This window comes from Shewanella sp. SM21, from assembly GCF_025654335.1.
In the GTDB taxonomy this organism is placed as follows: Bacteria; Pseudomonadota; Gammaproteobacteria; order Enterobacterales; family Shewanellaceae; genus Shewanella; species Shewanella oncorhynchi.
Map to the genome: position 1 here is coordinate 146587 of NZ_JAKKRL010000006.1, position 22909 is coordinate 169495.

At 43.8% G+C, this 22909-nt stretch carries 30 protein-coding genes; 5 read left to right on the forward strand and 25 right to left on the reverse strand.

The window, feature by feature from the left end; all coding sequences use genetic code 11:
* The first annotated feature begins 18 nt into the window (after positions 1–18).
* A complete protein-coding gene (locus L5L94_RS09630) occupies positions 19–1245 on the forward strand; it encodes a DUF819 domain-containing protein (protein WP_263162840.1) in 1227 nt (408 codons plus the stop codon).
* Positions 1246–1780: 535 nt separating this feature from the next.
* Here the strand turns inward: L5L94_RS09630 and L5L94_RS09635 are convergent.
* The 11 genes from L5L94_RS09635 to L5L94_RS09685 are packed head-to-tail and all read right to left on the reverse strand — an operon-like array spanning position 1781 to position 9228.
* Positions 1781–2977, reverse strand: coding sequence for a phage integrase Arm DNA-binding domain-containing protein (locus tag L5L94_RS09635; protein ID WP_113941640.1), 1197 nt, complete (start codon positions 2975–2977; stop codon positions 1781–1783).
* Entirely contained in the window at positions 2977–3180 is a 204-nt protein-coding gene (locus L5L94_RS09640) for a hypothetical protein (protein ID WP_263162844.1), read from the reverse strand. The genes L5L94_RS09635 and L5L94_RS09640 overlap by 1 nt, the downstream gene beginning before the upstream one ends.
* Entirely contained in the window at positions 3177–3599 is a 423-nt protein-coding gene (locus L5L94_RS09645) for a hypothetical protein (protein WP_263162847.1), read from the reverse strand. The genes L5L94_RS09640 and L5L94_RS09645 overlap by 4 nt, the downstream gene beginning before the upstream one ends.
* 1 nt (position 3600) lies before the next feature.
* Positions 3601–6312, reverse strand: a complete 2712-nt coding sequence (locus L5L94_RS09650) for a toprim domain-containing protein (RefSeq protein ID WP_263162850.1) — start codon at positions 6310–6312, stop codon at positions 3601–3603.
* A 3-nt stretch (positions 6313–6315) separates the two neighbouring features.
* The gene (locus L5L94_RS09655; RefSeq protein WP_263162852.1) at positions 6316–6564 is read right to left on the reverse strand and encodes a hypothetical protein; all 249 of its coding nucleotides are present in this window, start codon (positions 6562–6564) and stop codon (positions 6316–6318) included.
* A complete protein-coding gene (locus L5L94_RS09660) occupies positions 6564–7100 on the reverse strand; it encodes a hypothetical protein (RefSeq protein ID WP_263162855.1) in 537 nt (178 codons plus the stop codon). Before L5L94_RS09660 ends, L5L94_RS09655 begins: the two co-directional genes overlap by 1 nt.
* Positions 7097–7969 (reverse strand): 3'-5' exonuclease, encoded by an 873-nt coding sequence (locus L5L94_RS09665; protein WP_263162858.1) that lies wholly within the window; start codon positions 7967–7969, stop codon positions 7097–7099. Before L5L94_RS09665 ends, L5L94_RS09660 begins: the two co-directional genes overlap by 4 nt.
* The gene (locus L5L94_RS09670) at positions 7966–8247 is read right to left on the reverse strand and encodes a hypothetical protein (protein WP_263162859.1); all 282 of its coding nucleotides are present in this window, start codon (positions 8245–8247) and stop codon (positions 7966–7968) included. The genes L5L94_RS09665 and L5L94_RS09670 overlap by 4 nt, the downstream gene beginning before the upstream one ends.
* A complete protein-coding gene (locus L5L94_RS09675; protein ID WP_263162861.1) occupies positions 8244–8765 on the reverse strand; it encodes a host cell division inhibitor Icd-like protein in 522 nt (173 codons plus the stop codon). Before L5L94_RS09675 ends, L5L94_RS09670 begins: the two co-directional genes overlap by 4 nt.
* Before the next feature lie 2 nt (positions 8766–8767).
* Positions 8768–9010: an ogr/Delta-like zinc finger family protein gene (locus L5L94_RS09680; protein ID WP_113941647.1), complete on the reverse strand. Its 243-nt coding sequence runs from the start codon at positions 9008–9010 to the stop codon at positions 8768–8770.
* Positions 9010–9228: a hypothetical protein gene (locus tag L5L94_RS09685; protein WP_263162862.1), complete on the reverse strand. Its 219-nt coding sequence runs from the start codon at positions 9226–9228 to the stop codon at positions 9010–9012. The genes L5L94_RS09680 and L5L94_RS09685 overlap by 1 nt, the downstream gene beginning before the upstream one ends.
* 266 nt (positions 9229–9494) lie before the next feature.
* On the opposite strand from L5L94_RS09685, the gene L5L94_RS09690 reads away from it, so the two are divergent.
* Positions 9495–9971 carry a hypothetical protein gene (locus L5L94_RS09690; protein WP_113941649.1) on the forward strand — a complete coding sequence of 159 codons (477 nt, stop codon included), beginning with the start codon at positions 9495–9497 and terminating at the stop codon, positions 9969–9971.
* On the opposite strand, the gene L5L94_RS09695 is transcribed toward L5L94_RS09690, so the two are convergent.
* From L5L94_RS09695 to L5L94_RS09705, 3 genes are all read right to left on the reverse strand, one after another.
* Entirely contained in the window at positions 9968–10324 is a 357-nt protein-coding gene (locus L5L94_RS09695) for a hypothetical protein (protein ID WP_263162863.1), read from the reverse strand. The genes L5L94_RS09690 and L5L94_RS09695 overlap by 4 nt on opposite strands.
* Before the next feature lie 3 nt (positions 10325–10327).
* Entirely contained in the window at positions 10328–10678 is a 351-nt protein-coding gene (locus L5L94_RS09700) for a hypothetical protein (protein ID WP_263162865.1), read from the reverse strand.
* 157 nt (positions 10679–10835) lie between these two features.
* Complete coding sequence (locus L5L94_RS09705) at positions 10836–11066, reverse strand: hypothetical protein (protein ID WP_263162866.1); 231 nt, start codon at positions 11064–11066, stop codon at positions 10836–10838.
* A 179-nt stretch (positions 11067–11245) separates the two neighbouring features.
* Between L5L94_RS09705 and L5L94_RS09710 the strand changes: the two genes are divergently transcribed.
* The 3 genes from L5L94_RS09710 to L5L94_RS09720 are packed head-to-tail and all read left to right on the forward strand — an operon-like array spanning position 11246 to position 13661.
* Positions 11246–11557 (forward strand): helix-turn-helix domain-containing protein, encoded by a 312-nt coding sequence (locus L5L94_RS09710; protein WP_263162868.1) that lies wholly within the window; start codon positions 11246–11248, stop codon positions 11555–11557.
* 23 nt (positions 11558–11580) lie between these two features.
* Positions 11581–12675, forward strand: coding sequence for a nucleoid-associated protein (locus L5L94_RS09715; protein ID WP_263162871.1), 1095 nt, complete (start codon positions 11581–11583; stop codon positions 12673–12675).
* Positions 12672–13661, forward strand: a complete 990-nt coding sequence (locus L5L94_RS09720; RefSeq protein ID WP_263162874.1) for a GTP pyrophosphokinase family protein — start codon at positions 12672–12674, stop codon at positions 13659–13661. The genes L5L94_RS09715 and L5L94_RS09720 overlap by 4 nt, the downstream gene beginning before the upstream one ends.
* 40 nt (positions 13662–13701) lie before the next feature.
* Here L5L94_RS09720 and L5L94_RS09725 read toward each other — a convergent pair whose 3' ends face one another.
* From L5L94_RS09725 to L5L94_RS09775, 11 genes are all read right to left on the reverse strand, one after another.
* Positions 13702–14400, reverse strand: coding sequence for a hypothetical protein (locus tag L5L94_RS09725; protein WP_263162877.1), 699 nt, complete (start codon positions 14398–14400; stop codon positions 13702–13704).
* A 381-nt stretch (positions 14401–14781) separates the two neighbouring features.
* Positions 14782–15087 carry a hypothetical protein gene (locus L5L94_RS09730; protein WP_263162880.1) on the reverse strand — a complete coding sequence of 102 codons (306 nt, stop codon included), beginning with the start codon at positions 15085–15087 and terminating at the stop codon, positions 14782–14784.
* 64 nt (positions 15088–15151) lie between these two features.
* Positions 15152–16426 carry a translesion error-prone DNA polymerase V subunit UmuC gene (gene umuC, locus L5L94_RS09735; protein ID WP_317629639.1) on the reverse strand — a complete coding sequence of 425 codons (1275 nt, stop codon included), beginning with the start codon at positions 16424–16426 and terminating at the stop codon, positions 15152–15154.
* A complete protein-coding gene (gene umuD / locus L5L94_RS09740) occupies positions 16423–16842 on the reverse strand; it encodes a translesion error-prone DNA polymerase V autoproteolytic subunit (RefSeq protein WP_263162882.1) in 420 nt (139 codons plus the stop codon). The genes umuC and umuD overlap by 4 nt, the downstream gene beginning before the upstream one ends.
* A gap of 40 nt (positions 16843–16882) precedes the next feature.
* Complete coding sequence (locus L5L94_RS09745; RefSeq protein WP_263162885.1) at positions 16883–17152, reverse strand: hypothetical protein; 270 nt, start codon at positions 17150–17152, stop codon at positions 16883–16885.
* Positions 17153–17219: 67 nt separating this feature from the next.
* The gene (locus tag L5L94_RS09750) at positions 17220–18362 is read right to left on the reverse strand and encodes a phage late control D family protein (protein ID WP_263162888.1); all 1143 of its coding nucleotides are present in this window, start codon (positions 18360–18362) and stop codon (positions 17220–17222) included.
* Complete coding sequence (locus L5L94_RS09755) at positions 18359–18808, reverse strand: phage tail protein (protein ID WP_259520214.1); 450 nt, start codon at positions 18806–18808, stop codon at positions 18359–18361. The genes L5L94_RS09750 and L5L94_RS09755 overlap by 4 nt, the downstream gene beginning before the upstream one ends.
* Before the next feature lie 15 nt (positions 18809–18823).
* The gene (locus tag L5L94_RS09760; RefSeq protein WP_263162893.1) at positions 18824–21796 is read right to left on the reverse strand and encodes a phage tail tape measure protein; all 2973 of its coding nucleotides are present in this window, start codon (positions 21794–21796) and stop codon (positions 18824–18826) included.
* The gene (locus L5L94_RS09765) at positions 21789–21920 is read right to left on the reverse strand and encodes a GpE family phage tail protein (protein WP_263162895.1); all 132 of its coding nucleotides are present in this window, start codon (positions 21918–21920) and stop codon (positions 21789–21791) included. The genes L5L94_RS09760 and L5L94_RS09765 overlap by 8 nt, the downstream gene beginning before the upstream one ends.
* Positions 21921–21928: 8 nt before the next feature.
* Entirely contained in the window at positions 21929–22258 is a 330-nt protein-coding gene (locus L5L94_RS09770) for a phage tail assembly protein (protein WP_263162898.1), read from the reverse strand.
* A gap of 124 nt (positions 22259–22382) precedes the next feature.
* Positions 22383–22901: a phage major tail tube protein gene (locus L5L94_RS09775; protein ID WP_259544679.1), complete on the reverse strand. Its 519-nt coding sequence runs from the start codon at positions 22899–22901 to the stop codon at positions 22383–22385.
* Between the last annotated feature and the right edge of the window lie 8 nt (positions 22902–22909).

Sequence of the window (22909 nt, forward strand, 5' to 3'; positions counted from 1 at the left end):
CTTACTAGGTGAATTAAATTGATATCATCAGATCTTGGAATAGGATTTTTTTTAGTCTTTTTACTATGTACTTTATTTTATACACACACATCCTCTATTACACTTTTTAAGCAATTTTATCGTATTTTTCCACTGATGCTAATGTGCTACACCTTACCAGCCATCTTTAGCTCGCTAAATATTATTGATGCAAGTAATAGTCAACTTAGCGAAATGGCAAAAACACACTTAATGCCCGGTTGTTTATTTTTGTTGATTTTAGGTACCGATTTCTTTGCTCTCAGTTTAGTGGGAAAAAAACTTCTCGGCATGTACGTGCTAGGTGCTGTGAGCATCTGTATTGGTGGTCCATTAAGCCTATGGTTAGGCTCTATATTTTTTCCGAATGAACTCGTCTGGCAGGGAGATGATGCTGCTTGGAAAGGCATGTCAACACTGATGGCAAACTGGCTTGGCGGAACCGCCAATCAATTGGCTGTAAAAGAAATCCACAGTGTCGGTGATGCCGTATTTGCGGTAATGATGGCTATTAATATTCTTTTTTCCGGTATATGGATGGTTATATTACTTTTCATTGCAGAACGCCAAGATAAAATCGATGATTTCCTGAAAGCTGATAAAAGCTATAGACCGATATTTTGCACTGACATCAAACGTAAAGTGATAGGAAAACAAACAAGCTATTATTGGATCCTGATATTGAGCTTGACTTTTTTCATTGTAATTCTCTTTAGTGAAAAATTATCATCCTTCCTTGCAACAAGAATCGCTAATAGTTTCCCACACTTATTTAAATACAATCTTACTTCTGAATTTTTTTGGTCAGTATTAATTGCAACTTTTTTAGGATTATTATTTTCATTAACAAATGCAAGACATGTGTTAGTCAAGAAAACTCAGCAGGCAGCTCTTTTTTTTATCTATATCATGATAATGTTGATGGGGTTGAACTTTGATATTAGCGCATTGAGCGCCGCGCCCTATTACGTTTGTATCGCTCTTATTTGGTTCTCTATACACATTATTATCTTATTTATTTTTACTGTATTTTTTCGATTACCTATCATGTACTTCGCGATCGCGAGTCAGTGTAATATTGGTGGTGCGGCTTCTGCACCAGTTATCGCCAGCGCTTTTCACCCAAGGCTGGCTTCCGCTGCTTTATTGATGGCAGTTTGGGGTTATACTTGGGCGTCTTTGTTGGCATGGTATTTTGGTTTTTTAATGCAGTTTATTCAACCATAAGATGGGAACAAAAAGTGTGTCCAACTAATTTTTTTGCTCCCAATAAATGCCACTCCTGAATCTTCAAAGCACTACCCAAAGCTTTCAGCAAATTTCTATTTAACGATACAACTTATCCATTCCGCCCCCCAATCAATCAAACCTCGGGGTGATTCAACACTGGGATAAAGTCGCAGCTACGCGCAGCCTGCCCATATTTGTTATGTTTTTTCATGATTCAAGCTAGGACACTTTACCATGCATATAACGAAGTCTTTTGGCATGCTTAAATAGAACTTAAAAATCGCATAAAAATAAAAAAGCCTGCAAACGATTAAGTTTGCAGGCTTTTTAACTCTTATAAAAAGAGGAATTTGGTCGGTATGAGAGGATTCGAACCTCCGACCCCTGACACCCCATCACAACGAACAGTAGTTAAGTAACTTCATAATATTAAAGATTTTTACCTTAGTTTTAGCCTCAAAATTACGCTCGTAAAACTGGATTTTCAGGATTATACGAATCAAGTACTTACACCCTAGTTTTGCGAGTGCAATCAGGCCATCATTTTGATTTCAGCAAATGGCACCTCGACCCATTCCACATGATTCTGGGTATAGATCTTTGTGCTTTTAGCATCGGTATGCGCCATTCGTGATTGAGGATCTATTCCCTGAATATCGAACAAATGTGCAGCTAGTGCTCGTATCTCATGAAATGTTGGCCGTTCTGCAGCCTCCAAGTGATTGCAGCACCCAACCTCATCACGTAACGCTGAAAATGCTCGGCTGATGTAATCAGGGCTTAGCTGCGATATGTGATTAACTTCTTTGCTTAAGCCATTGGAGCGCTTTGTGGGTAAACGATGGACAACATAAGAGCTAACTATTTTATCCCGACTACGGTCGATTATCCGCTTAAGTTCATCCCCAATAGGTATGGCCACATGAGCGGCCTCCTTTCCTTCAACCTTTTGCCGATGAATATAAAGCGTGCCGAACACATTGCCATAAGGAGTGACTTTAGGCGTATCAAACCAATAGCAACCACAACTCTTACTATTCGGCTTTTTAAGCGCGTACTGTATGCGAGATATTTCTAATCTCGCATGCGTTGTTTGTAGCGATAAATCCATCGCCGTTTGTAACCACAGCGGCGCAACAGAGTGAATGGCCATGAACCATTCCATTTTCAGACGTTGCCGTTGCTTACTCTTCACTCTGCGCATTTTCTTATTCGAAGCAGGATTACTCGGCATGATGCTTTCATCTGCTGCGTAAGAAAATAGCTTCTTAAGCCAACTCACTTTGCGATTTTGGACATTAGCGCTGCTAGTAGAGTGGTATTGAGTTATGTAGTCATTCACATGCTGAAGGGTAATTTGCGAACTGGGAATATTCGCGAAAAAAAATTGGCATCGTTGAGCATCATTCTCCATTGTTTTTACAAGGTCTGCAGATGGCCTTTCATCTTCAATAATACGCTTAAGAAGTGCAGGAATATGCTCAGAAAATGCTGGTTCACCTAACATACTGCCATTATTGCCAGACAATAAATCATCTACCTTCATGCCAATTCTTGGCCTGGCAATTAAGTTGTATTCTCTAGCGATAGAAACTGCGGCATCTCGATCACTGCCTAACGACTTAAATTTGCCGCTAACCAGCTTTATTCGATAAGTCCCCCATCGAGCATCATAATAAAGATGCTCGGGCAGATTAATTTGTTGTTTATTGCGTGGTCTGGCTGCCATCATTCCCTCAACAATGCTTGAACGGCTTGCGACACATGGGGATCAACGCCCGCCTTCTCTGTTTCGAATACATAAGTATTGCCATCAATAACCCGCCCAGCAATCACATTACGTTCCACCCAACGGCGGACGGTCTTATTATCAGGTACCGAACCATCTGCAAATTCACGTTTAGCCCATGCCATGGCTTTCATTAGTTTCATAATGATCTCCCAGGTCGCATTAAACTAAGTGCTAAACTGCCAGCTGATGATTCTCTGTTCTCATTGGCATCATAGCCAACGCTTTTACTTTCGCTACCTAAATATCGGTCCCTTAACAAACCACGGGCTTCAAGTTCTTTACGCAGCGAGTGATTTGAAATACGGCCCTCTATCGAGGCTTGTTGCAAACTCAAACCGTCACCATAAGCTGCAATGGCATGCTCAAGGTTTCTTTCTTTTCCTTTTCTCATTGCATCACGTTTTGATTTTGTTTTTAGCAGCTTACAGTGAACGCATTCACCGTGGCTGTTGGTATAACGTAAAGCGGTACCACAATCATGCACATTAACAGAAACAAACGTGGCAACATCTACAGCTTTAGCTTTTGCTACTTCTTCTGGTATCGATAACTTTGCCATCTTAAGCCTCCTTGGCAAATACCCAACACTTCACCGATGTTGGGCGTTTCGCGTAGGGATGAGATTCATTATGACGTGCGTTAACACCACTATTAATGGTGCGAACGCCAACAAATTTACGGTTACGAGCAGACTTAAGCAGTCGCTTTAAGTCAGTTAAAGCGGGTGCATTCTGCCTTCGCTCTGCAGCTACCTCTGCAAAATGGTTGAGGTTAATGGCATATAGCTTAGGATCCCGCGAATGATTCAAAATAGGTAAGTTATCGTCATCAATAAAGTCGATAACATCCCAGAACTCCTGCACCATTGGATGATCTGCGTTAATAGCCTGCTGGCGTTTAACCGCCATATCTCGCAGCATATTATGGGTTTGCTCTATTTGCTCCTGGTTCACATCAGCAACTATGGCGAGTGCTTCCATCAAGGCACAAAGCTGAGCGTGATTTTTGATAATACGGATATTTTTAATATCAGGGCAAGTGCTTAGCCACTGTTCATAATGCTTACAGCGGCTGTTCACGCTCGCCATGATCTCACGCTCATGCAATGCAGCTTTTAAGATAAAACCCGAAAGCTCATCAACACTAACCCGCTCCATCCACTCAGCCGCTTCTTTCGTAGCCGGTGTTTGCCCACTGCGATCAGTGTGAATATGGATAATACGCTGCAATACCGCCTCAGACGCCTGTACCTCAGCGTTTTGGGCAATCACAATCGCCCCCCTAAACGGTGGCTCATAGGTTTCGTTGCCGTTATTTCTCAAGCCACGGGCGCGAACGCTACGGCCGTTATAAGCGGTTTTTAGCTCATCCCAGTCAAAACCTTTTTGCTTCGCATCCTTACCATCGCCACGATCACCCTCAATCAATACCACTGGCATGTTAGAAACTTGGGCAAAGTTACGCGCCCTTGCTGCGAGAGTTGATTTACTCGGGTCAAAGCCCTCGTAATCGGCACGGCCAGCCAGTTTCCACATAAACTCAATCAAGGTTGACTTACCCGTGCCAGGCTCACCAATAACCTCCAAAAACGGATAACTCTTATGTTCTTGGCGTATTTGCTCGGCAAAAAAACTGCCAAACCAAAAGCTAAGCGCCACAAAACCTTTGGCCCCAAATGCTTTCCAAAGCCGGCGCGGCCACTCGTTATTTAGCTTCTTTAGATCAGGGTTAAGATGTACCCCAACCGACTGGCTCAAGGTCTTAATACTGAGCTTACCAATATCGAAAAAATCCTCTTCATTCAGTCGATACAAGCGCCCTTCTCTAATGGCCACCTCGTTATAAACGTAACAAGCGTATTCACGGCTATAGCCAATAAAGTCCGTGGTTTGAACCCGCTTAATGTTATACAGCTGCTGGCTCATCAACTTATCCAACTGCGGTGTTTGCCCATTAAATACCGCACCAGGCGCCATACCTAATAAGCGCTTTTTAAACTCAGCGCTTGAGCTTAACTGGCTACCACTAAAGGTATTTTTAACGCTGGGGCTATCGTGCGGAAAGTCCACTCTAAAGTAATACCAGCTTTCATCCGTTAGTTTGTTTTCTTGGTAATACAAAGCCTGAGGGTAACACTTGGCCAGCTCCTGAATACTGCCGGACTCCTGCAGTGCTCGTTCACGGATCTCTTCTTCTGTCAGTTCCTCTTCATCACGCATAGCAGCTTCTTCAACCTGCTGATAGGCCTTATTAAAACGGTTGAGATCAAGCTTGAACCAAAACAGCGAGTTATTAAAACCAAAGGGAAACTCTTGCACCCCTTTCTTTGAATACATCAACAAAGCTTTTTGGGTCGCACTGGTTGCAATGAGCAACTGGCCTAAATGGCGGTATTCATCTAAATGCTTTTCGGTAAGGCGCTCACGCTGGTGTAACTCGTTCCAGTCGAGCTTTACTTTACCCTTAGGAGGTTGTGCAGCCGTTGCCTTCCAGCCCAGTTCCCGCGCTCGCTTAACAAACTTTTTAGTGAAACTCTCGCCGGCTTTGCCGTCATCAAGTGCAAACACCAGCGTTGGGCGTGAGCTACTAGGCAGCTGCGCATCCAGTTGCTCTAGTGCTTTATCGGGAAAGTTATTACAGCTCATTAAGGCAAAAGCAGTCACATCGTTTTGCAGCAAGGCAATGGCATCAAACACGCCTTCGGTTAGCCACAGCTCCTTAACTGTCGCTAAATCCATTGCAGTTATTGTTGGCGGTTGCCACCAATAGCCTTGATAACTGCCCACAAAGTTAGCCTTTTGTTTACCAAAACGCTGCGGGTTATCGATGAACCGCTCCCAGCTGGCACCATTTGGTAGGGCAAATTTAACGGTCGCAGTACCTATATCGCGCTTGCCGCAGTAATAACTCCCCTGGCTGTACCAGTCCTCAATCGGTGCCAAATCAAAGCCACGACCATGCTGCATGTATGCGTTAGCCGCCACATTAGGATTTTCTACTGCGCCCGTTTGTAGGTTGTTTTTAGTTGGGAAGCGATCGCTCCAACTGGTAAAGAGATCTTGAAATAAGTCCTTTATGTGCAGTTCTTCACCGCACTTATTTAAACGTCCGCAGCGCAAAACCCACGGACTTTCACTATTGGTATACAGCTCTTTTTTACCGCAGCTGGGGCAACGCCCCTGCTGCAGAAAGCCCTGTTTACCCTCAACGAAGTCAAACTCGTTCAGCAGGCGAGGCAAAACCTCGCGCAGCAATTCAGGGTACATAGACATAATCTACCCCTGCTGTGCTTGAGACTGAAGGTTTTCACACAGGCGGTGTTGTGTAACATCGATGGCAAGCAGATGAGCATCGACATCCTTCTTCACAACATGTAATAAATGCCCTAATGCATTAGCATTAATTTTATGTTCTGCCGGACAGAGATTAAGTAACTCTGTGACAGCGCCCAGTGCCTGAACACTGCCATCAAGCCGAACCAAATGAGTATTAAGGGTTTCAACTTTTTCAGATAAAGCCTCCATCACACGCCTCCCTTAAGCAGCAGGCGCGCTGTAGCCATAGTCGCATCCCAACCTAAGCCGCCAACAGGACTCGCAAACGTTTTTGGGAAACTCTTATGCTTCTCACACTCCCCCATAACTGCGAGGCAATCCACTAGAGCGCGACACAATCTGGCGTGTTGATCCTTAAGTTCATTTACGGCAGCTATCGCCGGCAAATTACCAATGAGCAATTGCTGTGCTGAATCACCAATGCACACCTCACCCAGTTTATGATTTGCTGCAAAGGTCAGCATTTTGGCTTTTACCGAAGGTGGCGGCATAAGTACGCAGCCTAAATCCTCTGGCGTAGCTAGGCGCACCTCAGTAACGGTGGCACTCTCACGGTTTAATTCTGTGTTATCCAGGGCAAGCTCGGCGGCGCGGTCTGAGCATGTTGCGCCATAAATACGGGTTTCAAACTTGCCAGCTTCTCGTAAAGTACAAACATATTTTTTAATCGGTTTATCCGCCCAATACATGGCGGCATCAAATTGAGCCTGATCAAGTGCAATCATGCTGATACTCCCATGGCATTGGAATTACGCTGTGGATCTAACGCAACAATTTGGATAGCGGGAAACATTTTCATCAAAGCGAACGCACTATGGCGATCGAGTGCCAACTCAAAGCTCAACTGACCATTAACGCACGCGGCGAACAGTTCATAGCCATTACGTTTTTCAAATATGCGCGCCACTTCAGTCTCAAAAAATACGCTGCTATCGCCATTCATCACACATACTCGGTCCAGCTCGCCGATCAGGCGTGAGATACAAAAATCAGCGACAACACCAGCCCGAATTTGATCCACACAGTTGCTCATATAACGGATCACATCCAGCGTCATTAAACAGTCGGCCAAGGCGCGGTGAGCCTGCATACCTTCTGGTAACGTTGCCTTACAAACAAAAGCTGCATTGCTCAGTTTATGCCACTGGTACTCACCTTTTTGCTGATCCACTCTGCCATACCACTTAGCATAGGTTTTCATGGCGCAGCCAAGCTTCACGGTATGCAGCGCAATATCACTATCGTTAAAGCCGCACATCATTAAACTTTGATTTAATAACCGGACATCAAAATCAGCGTTATACGCAATAACCGTTTTACCGCTGATGATGGTGTTAATCTGATGCAGCAGCTCGCTAATACGCGGGGCGCTGGCAACCATCTCATTAGTGATGCCATGAATGGCAGTCGCTTCCGCTGGAATGGATTTGCATGGTTGCACCAGACTATTAAGCAGTACTTCACCGCGACTGTTGATCAAGGCGATTTCAACAATTTCATCCGTATCGCCAAGCCCTGTGGTTTCAGTATCAAATACAACGCAGTCGTCAGTCAGCCACTGTTGCGCCAACTCAAATGCTAATGGTGTTCTCATAGCGCACCTCCACGGTGTTGGGCCGTATTAGCATGCGTCGGCATTCTGTGCTGATTAAACTGCTGGGCAAATTCTTGCGCCCAGTCGCGCTTATCTTCAGGTGCGTCGACCACTTCACAATAGCCGAAACGGCTTAAAAAGTTGGCAAGGGTTTCACGGTCGGCATTGAGTTGCTGCTGTGGCCAAGTGATATTGAATGCGCAACCATTAACGGTTTTGCGTTGGCTACTGCCATCGATGTTGACGGTACGGGTAAAGGGTGCGAATGGATGGCTCATGCTTCACCTCCAACATGACAGGAATTGTCATTTGCAGGCGTGCGGCACACAAAAACCAGCGGCATGCCGTTTAATTGATTACGGGCAGCTTGTTCGGTGTTGGCAATGGTTGAAACGGTGCGGATGCGGGCAAGCTGTGCCAGCTTTTGATCGCGATAGGCAATAAGAAATGTATATAACATGATGAAAACCTTCACTGTTTGTTTAGTGAAGGTGAACTGGGTAGCCGCAAGACTGCGCCCCAAACAGGAAAGGCGCATCGGGGGCGTTTTCTTTGGCTCCCAGTCCATGCCCCCAAATACCGTGCAATGGTTTTGGATATACCCGCGCACTGCGCCGGTATAGGGGATATGGTTATCGCTATTTCCTGTTTGAGTCACAGCATGTGGGTGTCTAGTCCACCTGCTTTGTTGCGGGTGCTCCTTGTCTAAGGGAGTGGCAACGGTTGGAATTATGGCATGGGCTTTAAGCCCACGCAAGCGAATAAAGATGCTTATAGTCATATTTAATAAGTCCATGTTTAAGTTTCGCTCGATAGTCTGGCAATTACCATTTTGCTCATAGGCAGGTTCACCCCATCTCTGGGTTGGCGAGGTCTCACCACAGTTCTTTGAATTTCTTCAACACTGACAAACACATGGCCGCAGTTATCGTTGTTGCAGCGGTAGGTTTTCTCGCGAGTGAGTTCCGATATGGCTTTAGTGCGGCGTAGCAAGGCGCGGCTGTCGCAATGTGGGCAGGTGATGCCTGCGCCCCTACCCATCAGGCGGCATCCTGTTGAATCTGCTTACAATCTTTAAACTCTTGCGGCAAGGCATTGATAATTTGTTGAGCATTGTCATGCCATAGTTGACGTTCAGGCTTACTCATGAACTTGATTAATAAGTTGTAATTCAGCTTGTTAGCTGTTGCGAACGTCATTAGGCGACCGCGCTGCTGATGCATCTTTTTTAATGCCGAACGGATTTGATCTGTTGTCATTTGAACCCCAGCGAGAGAACTCAGTTGATAATAATGGCAAGAGTACAATCGCGATATGACTAAGGTCAACTTAAATATGACAATACACATATTTTGAATATGTGAAATATTTCGAATATGAGAAATTACAATCTTAAAAGCGCGTATTAGTTGCTAATTAGAAACTAAAAATGTCCGATATCTATTCAAGCAGGACTTTTTTAATTGAGATCTCATAGAAAGGATGTCTATAATCATATCAATTAATGACTATAGGCACTTTTATAATGCAAGCTAAGGCAATTTTTGCTGACAACATGTCAATTGTTATCGGTGACAGTAACGTAAAGGAGTTAGTTCGACAGGCAAAGGCCGCAGGCATATCCATTGACTACACCTATGTGATGGATGTTCGCCGCGGTGTGACTAATCCTTCCTTAGAGAAATCCGAGCAGATAGTCCAAGTCATGCGGCTATTGCCAGGTTTCGAGTGGATTGAGCATTGGATGTTTTTTATCCCTGATTATTTTGCTCAGCATTCAGGGAACATTCTGAAAGAGAATAAATTATCTTCTGAACAATTCGATAATATGGTTGCTGAGCTATTAGTCACATCAAGCCGATTACAGTTTTTATCCTTAGATGAAAAACAATTCGAGCAAGTACAAGAACTCGCCAGATTTATCTTCCAAAAGCAGGACGAAAAAAACCAGGCACTACAACAACGACCAACACCCATTTTAAAAGAAAGTAACCAAGGCTAGTTGTATTGCTTTGAGGTCTTGTTACCTGTGCTGTTAGGGTATAACTGGGTCACGTTATTGACTGTAATACTCAACGTATTCTGCGACTCTGCTGTAATGGAGATATCTTTAACATATCGTTTTATTCCCAGTTTAAAATCTTCATCTGCTTTGATTTTACTAAAATCATTAGGCATTGCATGAAGCACATGGGCCTGCATACAAAGGCGGTGCGCTCTTGCTCTTGGCTCATACTGATTATCAAAGCCATTTCGCTGCGGCTCACGCTTTATTGAGCACTTGATCGCTAGGTTTACTTTTACAGCTATGAAGATGCAAAGCAGAATAATGATTGAGGCCACCATCTCTAACATAACTTAACTCCCTGTATTGTGTTTATGCTGCTTTAAATGTCCCAATAACCATATTAGCGATACTAAGATAACGGCAATGTCTAATGTTGGAATGGCGTACATATAAAATGCACCCAGTAAATCGGTTTCCATTATCATGCGGTCAAAGAATCTTAATGCTTGTACGGCGATAAGCATGGCATAGGTGTGACTGATAAATCGGGTTAATTCACTCGCTAGCAACTTAAAACGTTTATGGGTTAGCAGTACCAGAACGATGCTAACGCAATCAATCACAACCCAAGTTAAATACCATAGGTTTCGAGCAATTTGCTTATCTTCAATCGCCATAATTTGCGGTGCAAGTTTATCCATTAGCAATCCTGACACGATCCAGATCGTCAGCGTTACCATTGACGATTTGTCGGAACGCATCATTAAGCCTGCTAACAAAATAACGATGCAAAGAATCCATAGGTACGGCGCTATATCGATAATGAAACTGCCCACTGCTAACCCCTTTTACTACCGATTACTGAGGCTCATTACCCCAACCATTCCCTTGAGTTGTGACTTTAGGCTCATTGCTCCAACCATTCCCTTGAGTTTCTGCAACGGCCTTTTCTTTGGCTTCATCAGAGAGGGTTACAGTGTCTTGCTGCACGGGTGCCATATTGGTTTGGGTCGCAGTGGGTTCAGTTGCTGCAGCCGTGGATTTGGTCTGGCTATTTTGTGCGATGGGTATCGCAGAATTGATGTGCATTTCATCTTCCTTAACTGGTTTATTGCGTGAATGTTGGACATGACTAGCTTGAATATGTGAATATAAACACTTGTGCTTATAAGTGACTGTAATTGCAAGATTTAAAATAACTGCCTTGCAAAATTCACTTAATCATTATTCCACCAAATGAATGAAAGTTAAACTGGAATTTAGCTAAAATGACAGATTTTGGCACGCGATTGCGTGACGAGCGTATAAAGCTGGGATTAAGTCAAACCGAATTCGGTGGGCATGGTGGTGTTCGTAAAAATACCCAAAGCAAATACGAAACCAACGAACGCGCTCCCGATGCACACTACCTCGCTAAAGTGGCCAAAATCGGTGTCGATGTGCAGTACGTGCTGACGGGTGAGTCGAGAGTGGAATCAGATGCAGCTATCAATGACCTTTTACAGTCATGGAAAATTATTGATGATGACAATAAGCAACTATTACTAGCAATGGCAAATGCGTTAACTAAAAGCGTTTAGCTCTCTATACAAGGAACAAGTATATGCAGTTGATCAATGTCAATATTGATAGAATAATTATCCACCAAATTTTTTCTAGAGCAGATGATGGGGCTAAAATTAAGCCAACCCAGACGCATAATTTTACTAATTTTGACGCTGCGGCAATGACAACATTTAAGCAGAGAGTTATTGATGCATTAGGTGAGGACTCTAAAGCTGTAGAAATGGAAATATTTAATCAAGCATCAACAGATTTACCATCATTAATAAATAAAATTATAGACCAGGATGATATAACTTTTGCAGTTTCATCCTATGATATAGCGGTAAAATTAAATGATGCACAAACAAAAAGAAATATACCAGGTGGAATTGTTGTTGTTTTTACAGGAACACAAGGTAGTAACCCTCGAAGTTTTCTAGGCATAATAAAAGCTGAAATGCATAGCGGATATGAAAGGGAAACAAATTTTAAAGGTGAGATTTCATTAAAGTACATTACAGATATATTATTAACTCCAGGAACACGCTTATACAAAACAGCAGCATTTTTCAAGAAAGCATCTTACGATGTCCATAACGTTGATTTAAAAAGCAACTTTTCTGTACTGATTTCTGACTATCAAATTAACAAGGCTGATGGAAAAGCTGCTGCGAAATATTTTTACTCTGAATTTTTAGGTTGTGGATATCCAGAATCAAGCGCAAGAACAACAAAACTATTTTTCGAAGAATCAAGTAAATTCATATCCAAATTATCAATATCAGCGGAAGAAAGAAGTGACCTTCTCAACGCATTAACTACGTACTTGAAAGTTAATACGTCACCGGTAATTAATACTCTAGATTTTGCTTCAAATTACTTTAATGATGTAGATACCCGTGATTCTTTCAAAGAACATATGAATAGTATTGGCATTCCTGCAGTATCTTTTACAAAAAATAACGAATACATTGAAAGTAAGTTGAAATTTAGGCGTATCAGCTTTAAAAACAATATTAAAATCACGGCACCGTCTGAGACGTTTAAATCCTTAATTAATATAGAAACAATTGACGGTGATCTTGATGCAACTGGCTCTCCTGCTGAATGGACAAAAATAATTATCAAAGATAGGATTATACAGCAAGAATGAATGAACTAGAGTTTCGCGCGAAATGGTTAGAAGATAAACCCATGTTTGATGCATGGGGAGAGTTTATTGTCAATAAAATAACAAGAGAAATTGAGCTTAGAGGAAAGGATGTAAATACTTTTCTAAAAATCCCACCTAAGCATCGAGTTAAAGATGATATTTCACTTATTGACAAAGCCTTTAATCGAGCGGAAAAAAGCTATTCAGACCCTTATAATCAAATTGAAGATAAAGTTGGAGTTAGATTTGTTGTTCTTCTTCTAGCTGATATTAATATCTTATCCGATATTATTGAACAGTCTAGTGATTGGAACTTTGATCCATGCAAACACTTCAATGAAGATAAAGAGAATGAGCCTCTACTTTTCACTTATCAGTCAGTGCACTTTATACTCAAACCAAAAAAAGAGATCATATTTAAAAATATAAATATATCCACATCAACACCATGTGAAGTTCAAGTAAGAACGCTTTTGCAGCATGCTCATGCCGAACTTACGCATGATGCGATTTATAAGTCTAAACGTATCGTTAAACCTCTTATTCATCGTAATGTTGCAAAGAGCATGGCATTAATTGAGACAACTGATGAACTATTTACTATTGTTACTGAGTCGCTTAATAATGGACCATTAGAAGAGTTTAAGATATTAGAAAGACTTGATAGTATTTATCATTGCTACACTGGTTTAGTATCTTACAATCAAAAATCTTCTATTGTTATTTTTGATTGCTTCGAGAAATTTATTGATGAAAACTTGATTGATAAAATCCAAATATTTTTAGCAACAGAGCAATGTAGTCATCTAGGTGAATTAATAAAATCAAACTATACCACCAACTCACTTTATCAACAAAGTACAATACTTTTCATTTATTGGATGTTAAAAAACAGAAAAGAGCGTTTAATTGAAAATTGGCCTTTGTCTTATGACATCTTAAAACCGCTTGCACTTGACCTCTCTATTTCTATTTTTGATGATTAATTTTAAAACAAATAAAAATTCCACATTTTACATCTATTTTTTACAGCACACGCCCAATTAGCACCCTAGTCATTTTACCAGTGTAATTAATACACTCACACTTTTTTACAATCTGTATGGATAATCCACTCTCAAATAAAACCTCATATTCATAATTCATCTCACTGTCGCATGAAAAATATACATGACATTTCTTTCTGCAAGTCTCTGAAATAAAAAGTATAAGCACTGTCGAATCAATATTAAATGGTGCATCTGGCATCATCGTTGTTGCATTTTGTCTAAATGCATGATGTACAGCTACTTCTGGTGAAAAGGTGGTTGAAAATGGAAAGTCTATATTTAACGTACCAGTTTCATAAGGGAATGTTCCACCATGAAAAACAACTTGACCAGGTGTAAGACTAAATCCATTTCTAAGTATCTCGTCATCTAACGCTTTAAAATTAACTTTATAATTTTCATTTTGATAATAATCAAGATATGAAGACACCTCATCCTTCAGCCCTACATTTGATAAAAAAGCATCAAGTGATTGATGATATCTCCAAGTCACACCAGACATTACGTTAGTTAAGCAATGTTGTACAAAACAAAGTGGCGTGTTAATTATAGTTTCATTTCGTAACGGATTAGGCTGAATGCCTATCTCCATAGCAAAATAATGAGATCTCAACTCTTCACTTGTAACAGGACCATCGCTTATTGGATAGATGTCAAAAATTGGTAAATACTTCATTACTTTCATCACTTTTAACATTAAAGGTAAAATATATCATAACTTTTCAAGGACTTTAAGTATTAACTAGCTTTGCACTGATAGCATCTGCGATTATTTTCCAAACTAACCACTTCGCCTAAAGGCTTTTCACATGAAAACCCGTTGACTTTCCATATGGTTTAAACATTCCACACAACAGAAATGAAGCATGATAACTGTTAGTAATTTTTTTAGTATTAGTCAATTATCACCTCGTATAAAATAATCAATATTCCCTACATCTTACTAAGTAACATTATCAGGATAGCAATTCATTTATATACATAGTCATTACTCTACGATCTATGTCTTTGGTATTCACTCGACGCTGATGAATAGCCAATTGCTGTTATCTACTAATTAAATGGGCAGTTCATTTTCAGATATTTCAGGATGTAACTTTTGTATCCTATCGCGTTCTATAGCTATCGATTGTACAAGTTCAAAATCTCGTTCAAAGTAAAATACATGTTCAAAACGAGGTTTGAATGATGCGTGCATTAAATGTCCATAACCACGTTCTGCCAACATCTGGTATAACTTTCTTGCTTCCTGTTTAGGTATTGTATTGTTCCAATACCTACCTCTTGTTTCTAGAGCTTCTATGGCAGCATCTAAATAGACTCTTTTTACCGTACTTTCTAATTCCAGATCATCGTTTCTCATATTCCCACCACATTAATAAGCCATTGTTTTTATAGATAACTCGAGAAAAATAACACTTTTAATTTCACTTAACCACAGGTAGTTGCGCCCATTGTGTAGTATAGCTGGGCGACAACTGCTCCCGCTTCATCCCCCAAGTCGGGTCTATACCTTGCCCTGCAAACCATATTTTACCCTTACCACTATGGTTAACCTTATCCATTAACTGCATCAACTCTTTACTTTTGGGCCTAGGTGTAACGTCATCAAATAACCCTAATTGATATACGCCAGGATCAAAAAAATCCCCCAACATAACGCCAGCCTTTGCATAAGCATGGCCATCTTTCCAAATACGCTGTAATAAGGCTTGGCCTAAGGCAATGAAATCACGCGTGTCGTTACTGGGGCAAACTAAACTACCCGTTAACGATTTACTGTATTGCGGGGTAACGTCGCTAAACGGGCTAGTACGAATAAAAACCGACATCACTTTGGCATATTGACGCTCAAGCCTTAGCTTTTCGCAAGCACGAAAAGTGTACTCATTAATGGCTTGCTGCATATCCGCGAGTGAATAAATACGGCCACCAAAGGAACGGGAACTGATGATCTGCTGCTTTGTTGCGGCTTCTGGCTGCAAGTCTGCACAAGCAATACCGTTTAATTCACGCACTGTGCGTTCAACCGTAATCGAGAAGGTATCGCGAATTAACTTAGGGTGAGCATCGGCCAATTGCAAAGCGGTATTCACCCCCATGGTCTGTAACCGTTTTGAAAGCCTACGACCAATCCCCCACACTTCGTCAACAGGCGTGAGCGCCATAAGACGGCGCTGGCGTTCGCGGTCTCTTAAATCAACTATGCCCTTCGTCGCTGGATAGATTTTCGCGGCATGATTTGCGAGTTTTGCCAGTGTTTTTGTTGGCGCAATACCGACACAAACCGCAATCCCAACCCACTGGTGAATGCGTTGGCGAATATCAGTGGCTAAGGTATTTATGTCGGTACATTTGTCCATACACGAAAGGTCTAAAAATGCCTCATCGATTGAATACACCTCTACCCTTGGAGCCATTTGTTCTAAGGTTGTCATTACCCGATTTGATAGGTCTGCGTAAAGGGCATAGTTAGATGAAAATACGACAACGTTATGCTGACGAAGTAATTGGGCAATTTCAAATACTGGCACGCCCATTTTAATCCCGAGTTTTTTAGCCTCCGCTGAACGGGCAACAACGCAACCATCGTTATTTGATAGCACCACAATCGGCCTGCCAATCAGATCAGGCCTAAACATACGCTCACAGCTGGCATAAAAATTATTACAATCAACCAGTGCAAACAGTGTCTGCTTCATTTGAGTTTTTTCACCACACTAGTGACGACACCAAACAGACTCAGTTCTGATTCATCACTAATAGGGATTGCAGAGAACATAGCGTTGCGTGGAATTAGTTGAATTGTCGGACGTAGCTGTAGCTGCTTAACCGTAAACTCACCGTTTACAGAGGCCACAACTGTATCACCATGTTCGGGATTTAATGAGCGATCGACAACAAGAATATCACCGTTAAATATTCCCGCTTCAATCATTGAATCACCCTGCACTCTTACAAAATACGTCGCCGCAGGATGCCTAATGCAGAGTTCATTGAGATCCAATGTTTGTTCAACATAGTCCTGCGCAGGAGAGGGAAATCCCGCAGCAATCAATGAGCTAAATAGCGGGATATTGTACTTTTCCCGCTGAACAGAGATGCCTAACACTTTCATAATCCAAACTCACAAGCACTGTATATAAAAACAGTATAACTTATTTTGGTTTGAATGGTGTGCTATTTGATTTTAGATGATTAGGTTTTGGCGTTAATTCCATGTCTAATAATGCATCATCTAACACTGCTGCTAAAGATAAACTCAACGCCACTTCAGTAGCAGCATCTAAACTTCCAAAAATATCGCTAATCGATTGATTTCCATTAAAAACTTGATAGCCAATTATTTCACCATTTTCATTCAATAATTGATAAATTAAAAAAGGGTCAAAGCTGCCAAGTATCAGTATTTTTTCGTGATAATTCATTTATATACTCGTGATGTTTAAACAACTGATGACTGTACAACAAAGTCTGCTTCTCTTAAAACAAAACTCAAAATTCAATCTCAGCCACTTCGCTGTTTTTTACTTCTAGCTCTATCCCTGTGGTGTAACCCGTGTCGGTGATATTGTGCTCGACGCGAGTGAGTAGCCAGTCACTGTTATCGATTTGCGGTTTAAAACCACTGACGTTAACCGGCAGCTCAGGGAATAGCTCCGGTCGCCCCATGGCTAAGGTGATGGTGAAGGTCGCCACGCCGCGTTGCAGTTTGTCCCACATGGCACGCGCTGCGCGCTCGGCGTTCTGCTTGTTGGCATAGGTATGCCGCAGGGTTTTGACGTTATCGTTACTGCCAACCATGATCTCCTTTTCGCCCACAGCTATTGGCGCACCATTTTGATCTAGAGGCTGCTCAGGTTCAGCTTTCGGTTTACTTTTTTGCCAAGGTTTTTTGGCTTTAACTGTCTGCCGCTTGGCGGCTTTATCGTTTTGCCAGTAGGCCACAACGCCTGAGTAAGCATCGCGATCGGCGACGCCAAAGTGATGGCTGTCGCCGGACTGACGGGTAATGTCTACACGGTCGAGCGCGATGCCGCTGGCGTTATGGGCTAAACCCGCTTGTAAAAATAACAGGTTGCCGTTTTTTACCGTCGCTATGGCATCAAACTGTTCAGCGAGGCGGCTTAGAAAATTAGCATCGGACTCGTTGGCTTGGTCGATGTGATCGATAAACTCCATTTTCAAGTTGTCGCTAATTTTAGCCTTGAGCTGATGCCGAGCTGCGATGACATCGATAATACTGCTCACACTTTGTTGGTGAAAGCTTTGCTCACGGCTTTGCTGCAAGGTGCCGCGCATATCGGCGGATTTACCGCGAATGGTTAAGCAATCTGGCGGTCCGCTGTGCTCAAGTTCGTCAATGGTGTAAGTGCCTTTATCAACCAGCGCACTACCCTTCCAGCCAATACGCACTTGCATGGTTGCGCCCTTGGGTGGCATCGCCAGCTCACCGTCTGCGTCATCAAGTTGCACTTCAATGCTGTCGGCCTCAAAGCCGCGGTTATCTGTTAGGCGCAGCGACATAAGCCGCGCTTTCACTTTGGGGCTTATGTCTTTGCCATTGACCAATATTTGATAGTCTGGCGTGGGCTGGTCGCTCGATGCCAGCGGGTTAAACTGCTCGAGTAGGTTCACAAAATCTTCCTTATTAGCTTGCTGATACCCATGCCGATAAGGTTTTCAGTGCCAATTAAGCTAGTGTTCTTTTCATCCACCCGTTTCAGCTCAATTGTAAATTCAATCTTTCTCGCCGCGCCGTCACTAAAAAACTCGCTGCGGCCTTTGCTAATTTTCTCTATCACAAAAAAGCCTGTTACAGTGCCGCGCCCTTCGATAAGTGGATAGGCTTTACCTGTGTCGGCCATTTTACGCAGCGCCTCAAGGCTTAGCTCTCCGCCCGTTATTTCTGGCATTAACACACCAGATAGCGTTAGCGTTTCGTCCCCCACACCCAAGAACTGCGCCGATGGTCGCGCACCGATGCGACTATTGGTTGGGTGACGCCATACCATGTCATGTTGCGATGTTTGGTATGGCACAGTTAGCCGGCTAAATACAAAAAAACCGAGTGTCATCATCATAATATTTGACTCATGTTAGTTCAGGTCCTTAAGGCTGCTGCGCAGGCGTGCCTGCTGAGCGCGGTCACGCTTTTCTAGTTCGATGGCAACTAACCGCGCGACATCCTGCGCATCCATATTGGCGGTAGCGTGGATGGTAATGGGTGCATGAATCCCCGCATCGATGTGAACGGTTTGAGGCTGTGGCGCTTGGCGCTGCGCAAAGGCACTGCCGGCGCTTAATCTATCTGGCACTGTGTTATGCGTTAAGCCATTGCTGTTAAGCACTAAGTCGCTGCCGTTATGCGTTAAGTCGTCACTCTTCGCTTTTCTGGCAGGTAGCTCGCCCTCTTTTACCAAACGGATTGCATCCGGCACTGAATAATCAGCGCTTTGGTATTCATCCTTAATGGTGCGAGTTTGGTCTGGGATTGCCTGCAATGATGTGCCCAGATATTCCTCGCGCACCTGGCGCACAATATCCTCAGGCTGGCTCAACTTAGCCGGCGACAGCTGCTCAATGATTTCACGGTTCTGAAAGATAGGCGCTGGCGACGGCAGGTTAGTAACGTCATTCGGCGTAGCGGCGGCAGGAAGTGCCGAGATGCCCAGCACAAAGGCAGTGCCTGCCATCTGCTTACCGAGCTTGCTGACTTCGTTTAGTGGGGCTTGCTGGCTACGATTAAGGCCAACGGTTAAACCGTCCATCGTTTGGTCACCCATTACTGCAAACACTTTACTGGGTGAAGCAATACCGAGCACATCTTTAAACCAACCAATCGCATTGCTGGCCGCATTGGTGATGGTTTCTTTTACCTCGGTCAGCTTGCCGGTGATCCCTTTAACTAGGCCATCCATCGTCATCTCGCCTAGGCTGCTAAACTTAGCGGGCAATCCAGTGAAGAACGACATGATTTCGCTAAAATTGTTCACAATCAGCCCGAGTGGCGACCATGAAAAAACGGTTTTCATGGTTTCCCATATACCAGAAAGCACGGCTTTAATGGGGTCTGGTAAACCATTAAATAGGTTTGTAACTGCAATAACTCCACTATCGACCAATGAGGTGATTGTCTGCCAGAACCCTGTCATCCACGCCTTAACCGTGTCCCAGTGAGTAACGAGCAAATACCCCGCTGCGACTAACGCCGTAATGCCTAAGATAACCCAACCAATGGGTGTAGATATCAGCGCCAAAGATAGCGCCCTTAATCCACCAATCACCCACTTGAATGCGCTACCCAGCTTCGTGAATGCACCACCCATCAGCGGCAATGACTTAATGCCAAGTATCGATGCGCTGTATTTAAGCATGGCCATTGGGCCTAAGATGCCCGCTAACATGATGGTGATCGAACCGCCGACGGCAGCGACAATAGCCATGGCTGCAGCCGCTTTAAAAAGCGTACCGGTTAACTCAGGATTCACCCGCATCCAATTACCAATGCCGTTAACGACTCCGGTGATTTGCTGGATAAAACTGCGAATACCTCTGTTGTTACCTTCGAATATTTCGATACCGACATCTTCCCATGCTGATTTAAGGGTATCTATATCGCCCTTGGCATTATCAGCCATGGTCTTAGCCACTCGCGCGTTCTCGCCAGCAGATTTACGCAGTACATTGGTAAACGAGGTAATGGCACCATCACCCTGCTGTTTAATCAGCTCGCTGACGCCAGTGCCCGCTTCTTCACCAAAGATGGTTTTAAGTATTGCGGCGCGGTCAGCATTACCCATTGCCTTAGTCGCCTTGACCACATCAGCCAAGATGTCGGGGATCGCGCGCAAATTGCCGGCACTGTCTTTGGTTTTTAGTCCTAAGTATTCTATTGCGTCGGCAGCTGGCCCTGTTTGCCCTGCCAAGCGGTTAAGCATGGCGCGCATAACCGTGCCGCCTTGGCTCGCTTGGATACCAATGTTGCCGAGTAACCCCGACATAGCGGCAGCTTCTTCTACGCTCACACCTAAATCACGCGCGGCAGGTGCAACGTATTTCATCGTTTCACCCAGCATGGTTAAGTCAACGTTGGCGCGAGTTGTGGTTGCGGTGAGCACATCGCCAAGACGATTCATTTGATCTGCAGCCAAACCAAAGCCAGATAATATGTTTGAGGCAATATCGGACGTCACCGCGAGATCGGTATCGTTGGCCTTGGCTAAGTCGAGCATGCCAGGCATGGCTTGTTTTATTGACTTAGCATCAAAGCCCGCCATAGCTAAGAATGACTGCCCCTGTGACACATCGTTAGCCGTAAAGCTGGTTGAGGCGCCAAGTTCGCGCGCTTGTTTTCGCAGCGCGATGAGTTGCGGGTCGTTCTTATCAAGCCGAGTTAATGCCTGAACCTTGGATTGTGCGGCGGTAAAATCTAGACCTGGTTGTAACACCTGCGAGCCAGCATAGAGCGTAGCCGCACCTGAGGCTGCAGCTGTTGCGCCCGCACCTGCCATATTGCCCTGCAGTGCTTTGGTTTTGTGGTAAGTGGCTTGTGCTGCGGATAGCTGTTTCTGTTGGGCCGAAACCTGTTGTAGGCGGCGCTTCTGTTGGTCGAGTTGTTTGTTAGCCTGAGAAAGATCAGCAGTCAACGTGCGTTGATGCTGCGAAAGATTACGAGTATCAATCCCCGCAGTGCGGAGAGCTTCACGCTGCCGGTGCTGGCTAATGGTCAAGTTTTTATGCTGAGTATTCAGCCTGACCGTTGCCGCCCTAGCTTGCTCGTACTCTTTAACCAGCGCTTTAGCCGGTGCCTGACTACTTTGCATCTCAAGCGCTAGGCGTTTCACTTCCTTTTGTGCCTTGGCCAAATCATTGGAGGTAATACCAAGGCTGCGGCTCACCTTGCGATAACCATCGATTTGAGCTGACTGTTTATTAAGAGACTTAACTCTGTCTTGCGTCTCTTTTAATTGAGTGGCGGTTATGCCGCTGGCTTGGCGCATCTTTTTTAATGGCCCCGTGATTTTATCCACTGCCGCCAATAACACGCGCATCTCTAATTTTTTAGTCATGTGAAACCTTGTTAATTCTTTCCCATCTATCCAACGCTTTATCGTGCCAGCCCATTAGCTCTTCAATATCCATTGCCGCCATCTCGGATAGCGGCCAATGGAAAATAATGGCGATATCCGCCATCACATCATCTATGCACTCAGGGAGGCTTGACTGTCGTTCTCGCTCTGACTGTCCATCTGTAACTTCTTCGGCACCAAAAAATTACTGATTTCCCCGCCGATTTGAACTAAGTCTGCAGGGTCCATGGTGAGTACTTCATCTTTGGTGATCATCGGCGTGCTAATACGAGGCAACAAAGTGGAGATAGCATTAACATCAAGATTGAGTAAATCAGATAGCGATAATCCTCGCAGTTCGCCCGCCTTGGGTTTACGTAAAGTGACTTCAGTAACGGACTCTTTACCACGGCTGATGGCTTGATCGAGTGTGACTTTTTTATGGGTAATAGTGACTGACATTGTTAGACCCTCTGTTATGGCCAGGATGGCCGGTATGCGGCTTGAGGGCAGGATGCCCGGTGCCGCCTAGTTAAAAAATGCCCGCAAACGGCTCTCCGATGCGGGCTTAGGTTGGTAGTTAGCGTTATAAGCCAATGGCTTTGCGATGTTCGGCCATACGGTCGACACCATCCGGCCCGATTTCAATCATGTTGATGATGTCGATTTCATGCAGAACTTCTCCGCCGATCATGATCTTGTAATAGGTACAGCTCATGCTGGCCTTGGTAGTACTGTTATCGCCATTTTTGAGCGTGCCACTATCAAACTCTTTAAAGCGGCCGCGACACACAATTTCAATGGAGCTGACTTCGCCCGAATCATCTCGCTGCATTGCGCCTGCAAATCGCAGCTGCACACCTTCGATTTTGGCGGAGCCTTGGCGTTTGATGATGGCATCGCTTATACCTGAAAAAACAAACTCGACGTCGAGGGCTGACTCATCCAGCCCCATGTCAATATTGACTGAGCCTGGCATGCCACTGCCGCGATAAGCCTCAAACTTGCGCGTCAGTTTTGCTGGAGTGAATTCCTCCGCTTCACCAATCCAGTTATCGCCGTCGATAAAGACGTTCAAATGTTTTAATTTGCGTGGTAATGCCATGGGTTATC

Excerpts from the sequence above, each read along its gene's own strand:
- L5L94_RS09670 (WP_263162859.1), bottom strand. The coding sequence starts at position 8,247 with ATGAGCCATCCATTCGCACCCTTTACCCGTACCGTCAACATCGATGGC.
- L5L94_RS09775 (WP_259544679.1), bottom strand. The coding sequence starts at position 22,901 with ATGGCATTACCACGCAAATTAAAACATTTGAACGTCTTTATCGACGGC.
- L5L94_RS09660 (WP_263162855.1), bottom strand. The coding sequence starts at position 7,100 with ATGATTGCACTTGATCAGGCTCAATTTGATGCCGCCATGTATTGGGCG.
- L5L94_RS09650 (WP_263162850.1), bottom strand. The coding sequence starts at position 6,312 with ATGTCTATGTACCCTGAATTGCTGCGCGAGGTTTTGCCTCGCCTGCTG.
- L5L94_RS09685 (WP_263162862.1), bottom strand. The coding sequence starts at position 9,228 with ATGACAACAGATCAAATCCGTTCGGCATTAAAAAAGATGCATCAGCAG.
- L5L94_RS09745 (WP_263162885.1), bottom strand. The coding sequence starts at position 17,152 with ATGAATTATCACGAAAAAATACTGATACTTGGCAGCTTTGACCCTTTT.
- L5L94_RS09655 (WP_263162852.1), bottom strand. The coding sequence starts at position 6,564 with ATGGAGGCTTTATCTGAAAAAGTTGAAACCCTTAATACTCATTTGGTT.
- L5L94_RS09640 (WP_263162844.1), bottom strand. The coding sequence starts at position 3,180 with ATGAAACTAATGAAAGCCATGGCATGGGCTAAACGTGAATTTGCAGAT.
- L5L94_RS09730 (WP_263162880.1), bottom strand. The coding sequence starts at position 15,087 with ATGAGAAACGATGATCTGGAATTAGAAAGTACGGTAAAAAGAGTCTAT.
- L5L94_RS09675 (WP_263162861.1), bottom strand. The coding sequence starts at position 8,765 with ATGGACTTATTAAATATGACTATAAGCATCTTTATTCGCTTGCGTGGG.
- umuD (WP_263162882.1), bottom strand. The coding sequence starts at position 16,842 with ATGAAAGTGTTAGGCATCTCTGTTCAGCGGGAAAAGTACAATATCCCG.
- L5L94_RS09690 (WP_113941649.1), top strand. The coding sequence starts at position 9,495 with ATGCAAGCTAAGGCAATTTTTGCTGACAACATGTCAATTGTTATCGGT.
- L5L94_RS09755 (WP_259520214.1), bottom strand. The coding sequence starts at position 18,808 with ATGATGATGACACTCGGTTTTTTTGTATTTAGCCGGCTAACTGTGCCA.
- L5L94_RS09725 (WP_263162877.1), bottom strand. The coding sequence starts at position 14,400 with ATGAAGTATTTACCAATTTTTGACATCTATCCAATAAGCGATGGTCCT.
- L5L94_RS09765 (WP_263162895.1), bottom strand. The coding sequence starts at position 21,920 with ATGGCGGATATCGCCATTATTTTCCATTGGCCGCTATCCGAGATGGCG.
- L5L94_RS09700 (WP_263162865.1), bottom strand. The coding sequence starts at position 10,678 with ATGGATAAACTTGCACCGCAAATTATGGCGATTGAAGATAAGCAAATT.
- L5L94_RS09760 (WP_263162893.1), bottom strand. The coding sequence starts at position 21,796 with ATGACTAAAAAATTAGAGATGCGCGTGTTATTGGCGGCAGTGGATAAA.
- L5L94_RS09635 (WP_113941640.1), bottom strand. The coding sequence starts at position 2,977 with ATGGCAGCCAGACCACGCAATAAACAACAAATTAATCTGCCCGAGCAT.
- L5L94_RS09665 (WP_263162858.1), bottom strand. The coding sequence starts at position 7,969 with ATGAGAACACCATTAGCATTTGAGTTGGCGCAACAGTGGCTGACTGAC.
- L5L94_RS09710 (WP_263162868.1), top strand. The coding sequence starts at position 11,246 with ATGACAGATTTTGGCACGCGATTGCGTGACGAGCGTATAAAGCTGGGA.
- L5L94_RS09645 (WP_263162847.1), bottom strand. The coding sequence starts at position 3,599 with ATGGCAAAGTTATCGATACCAGAAGAAGTAGCAAAAGCTAAAGCTGTA.
- L5L94_RS09705 (WP_263162866.1), bottom strand. The coding sequence starts at position 11,066 with ATGCACATCAATTCTGCGATACCCATCGCACAAAATAGCCAGACCAAA.
- L5L94_RS09695 (WP_263162863.1), bottom strand. The coding sequence starts at position 10,324 with ATGTTAGAGATGGTGGCCTCAATCATTATTCTGCTTTGCATCTTCATA.
- L5L94_RS09770 (WP_263162898.1), bottom strand. The coding sequence starts at position 22,258 with ATGTCAGTCACTATTACCCATAAAAAAGTCACACTCGATCAAGCCATC.
- umuC (WP_317629639.1), bottom strand. The coding sequence starts at position 16,426 with ATGAAGCAGACACTGTTTGCACTGGTTGATTGTAATAATTTTTATGCC.
- L5L94_RS09680 (WP_113941647.1), bottom strand. The coding sequence starts at position 9,010 with ATGGGTAGGGGCGCAGGCATCACCTGCCCACATTGCGACAGCCGCGCC.
- L5L94_RS09715 (WP_263162871.1), top strand. The coding sequence starts at position 11,581 with ATGCAGTTGATCAATGTCAATATTGATAGAATAATTATCCACCAAATT.
- L5L94_RS09720 (WP_263162874.1), top strand. The coding sequence starts at position 12,672 with ATGAATGAACTAGAGTTTCGCGCGAAATGGTTAGAAGATAAACCCATG.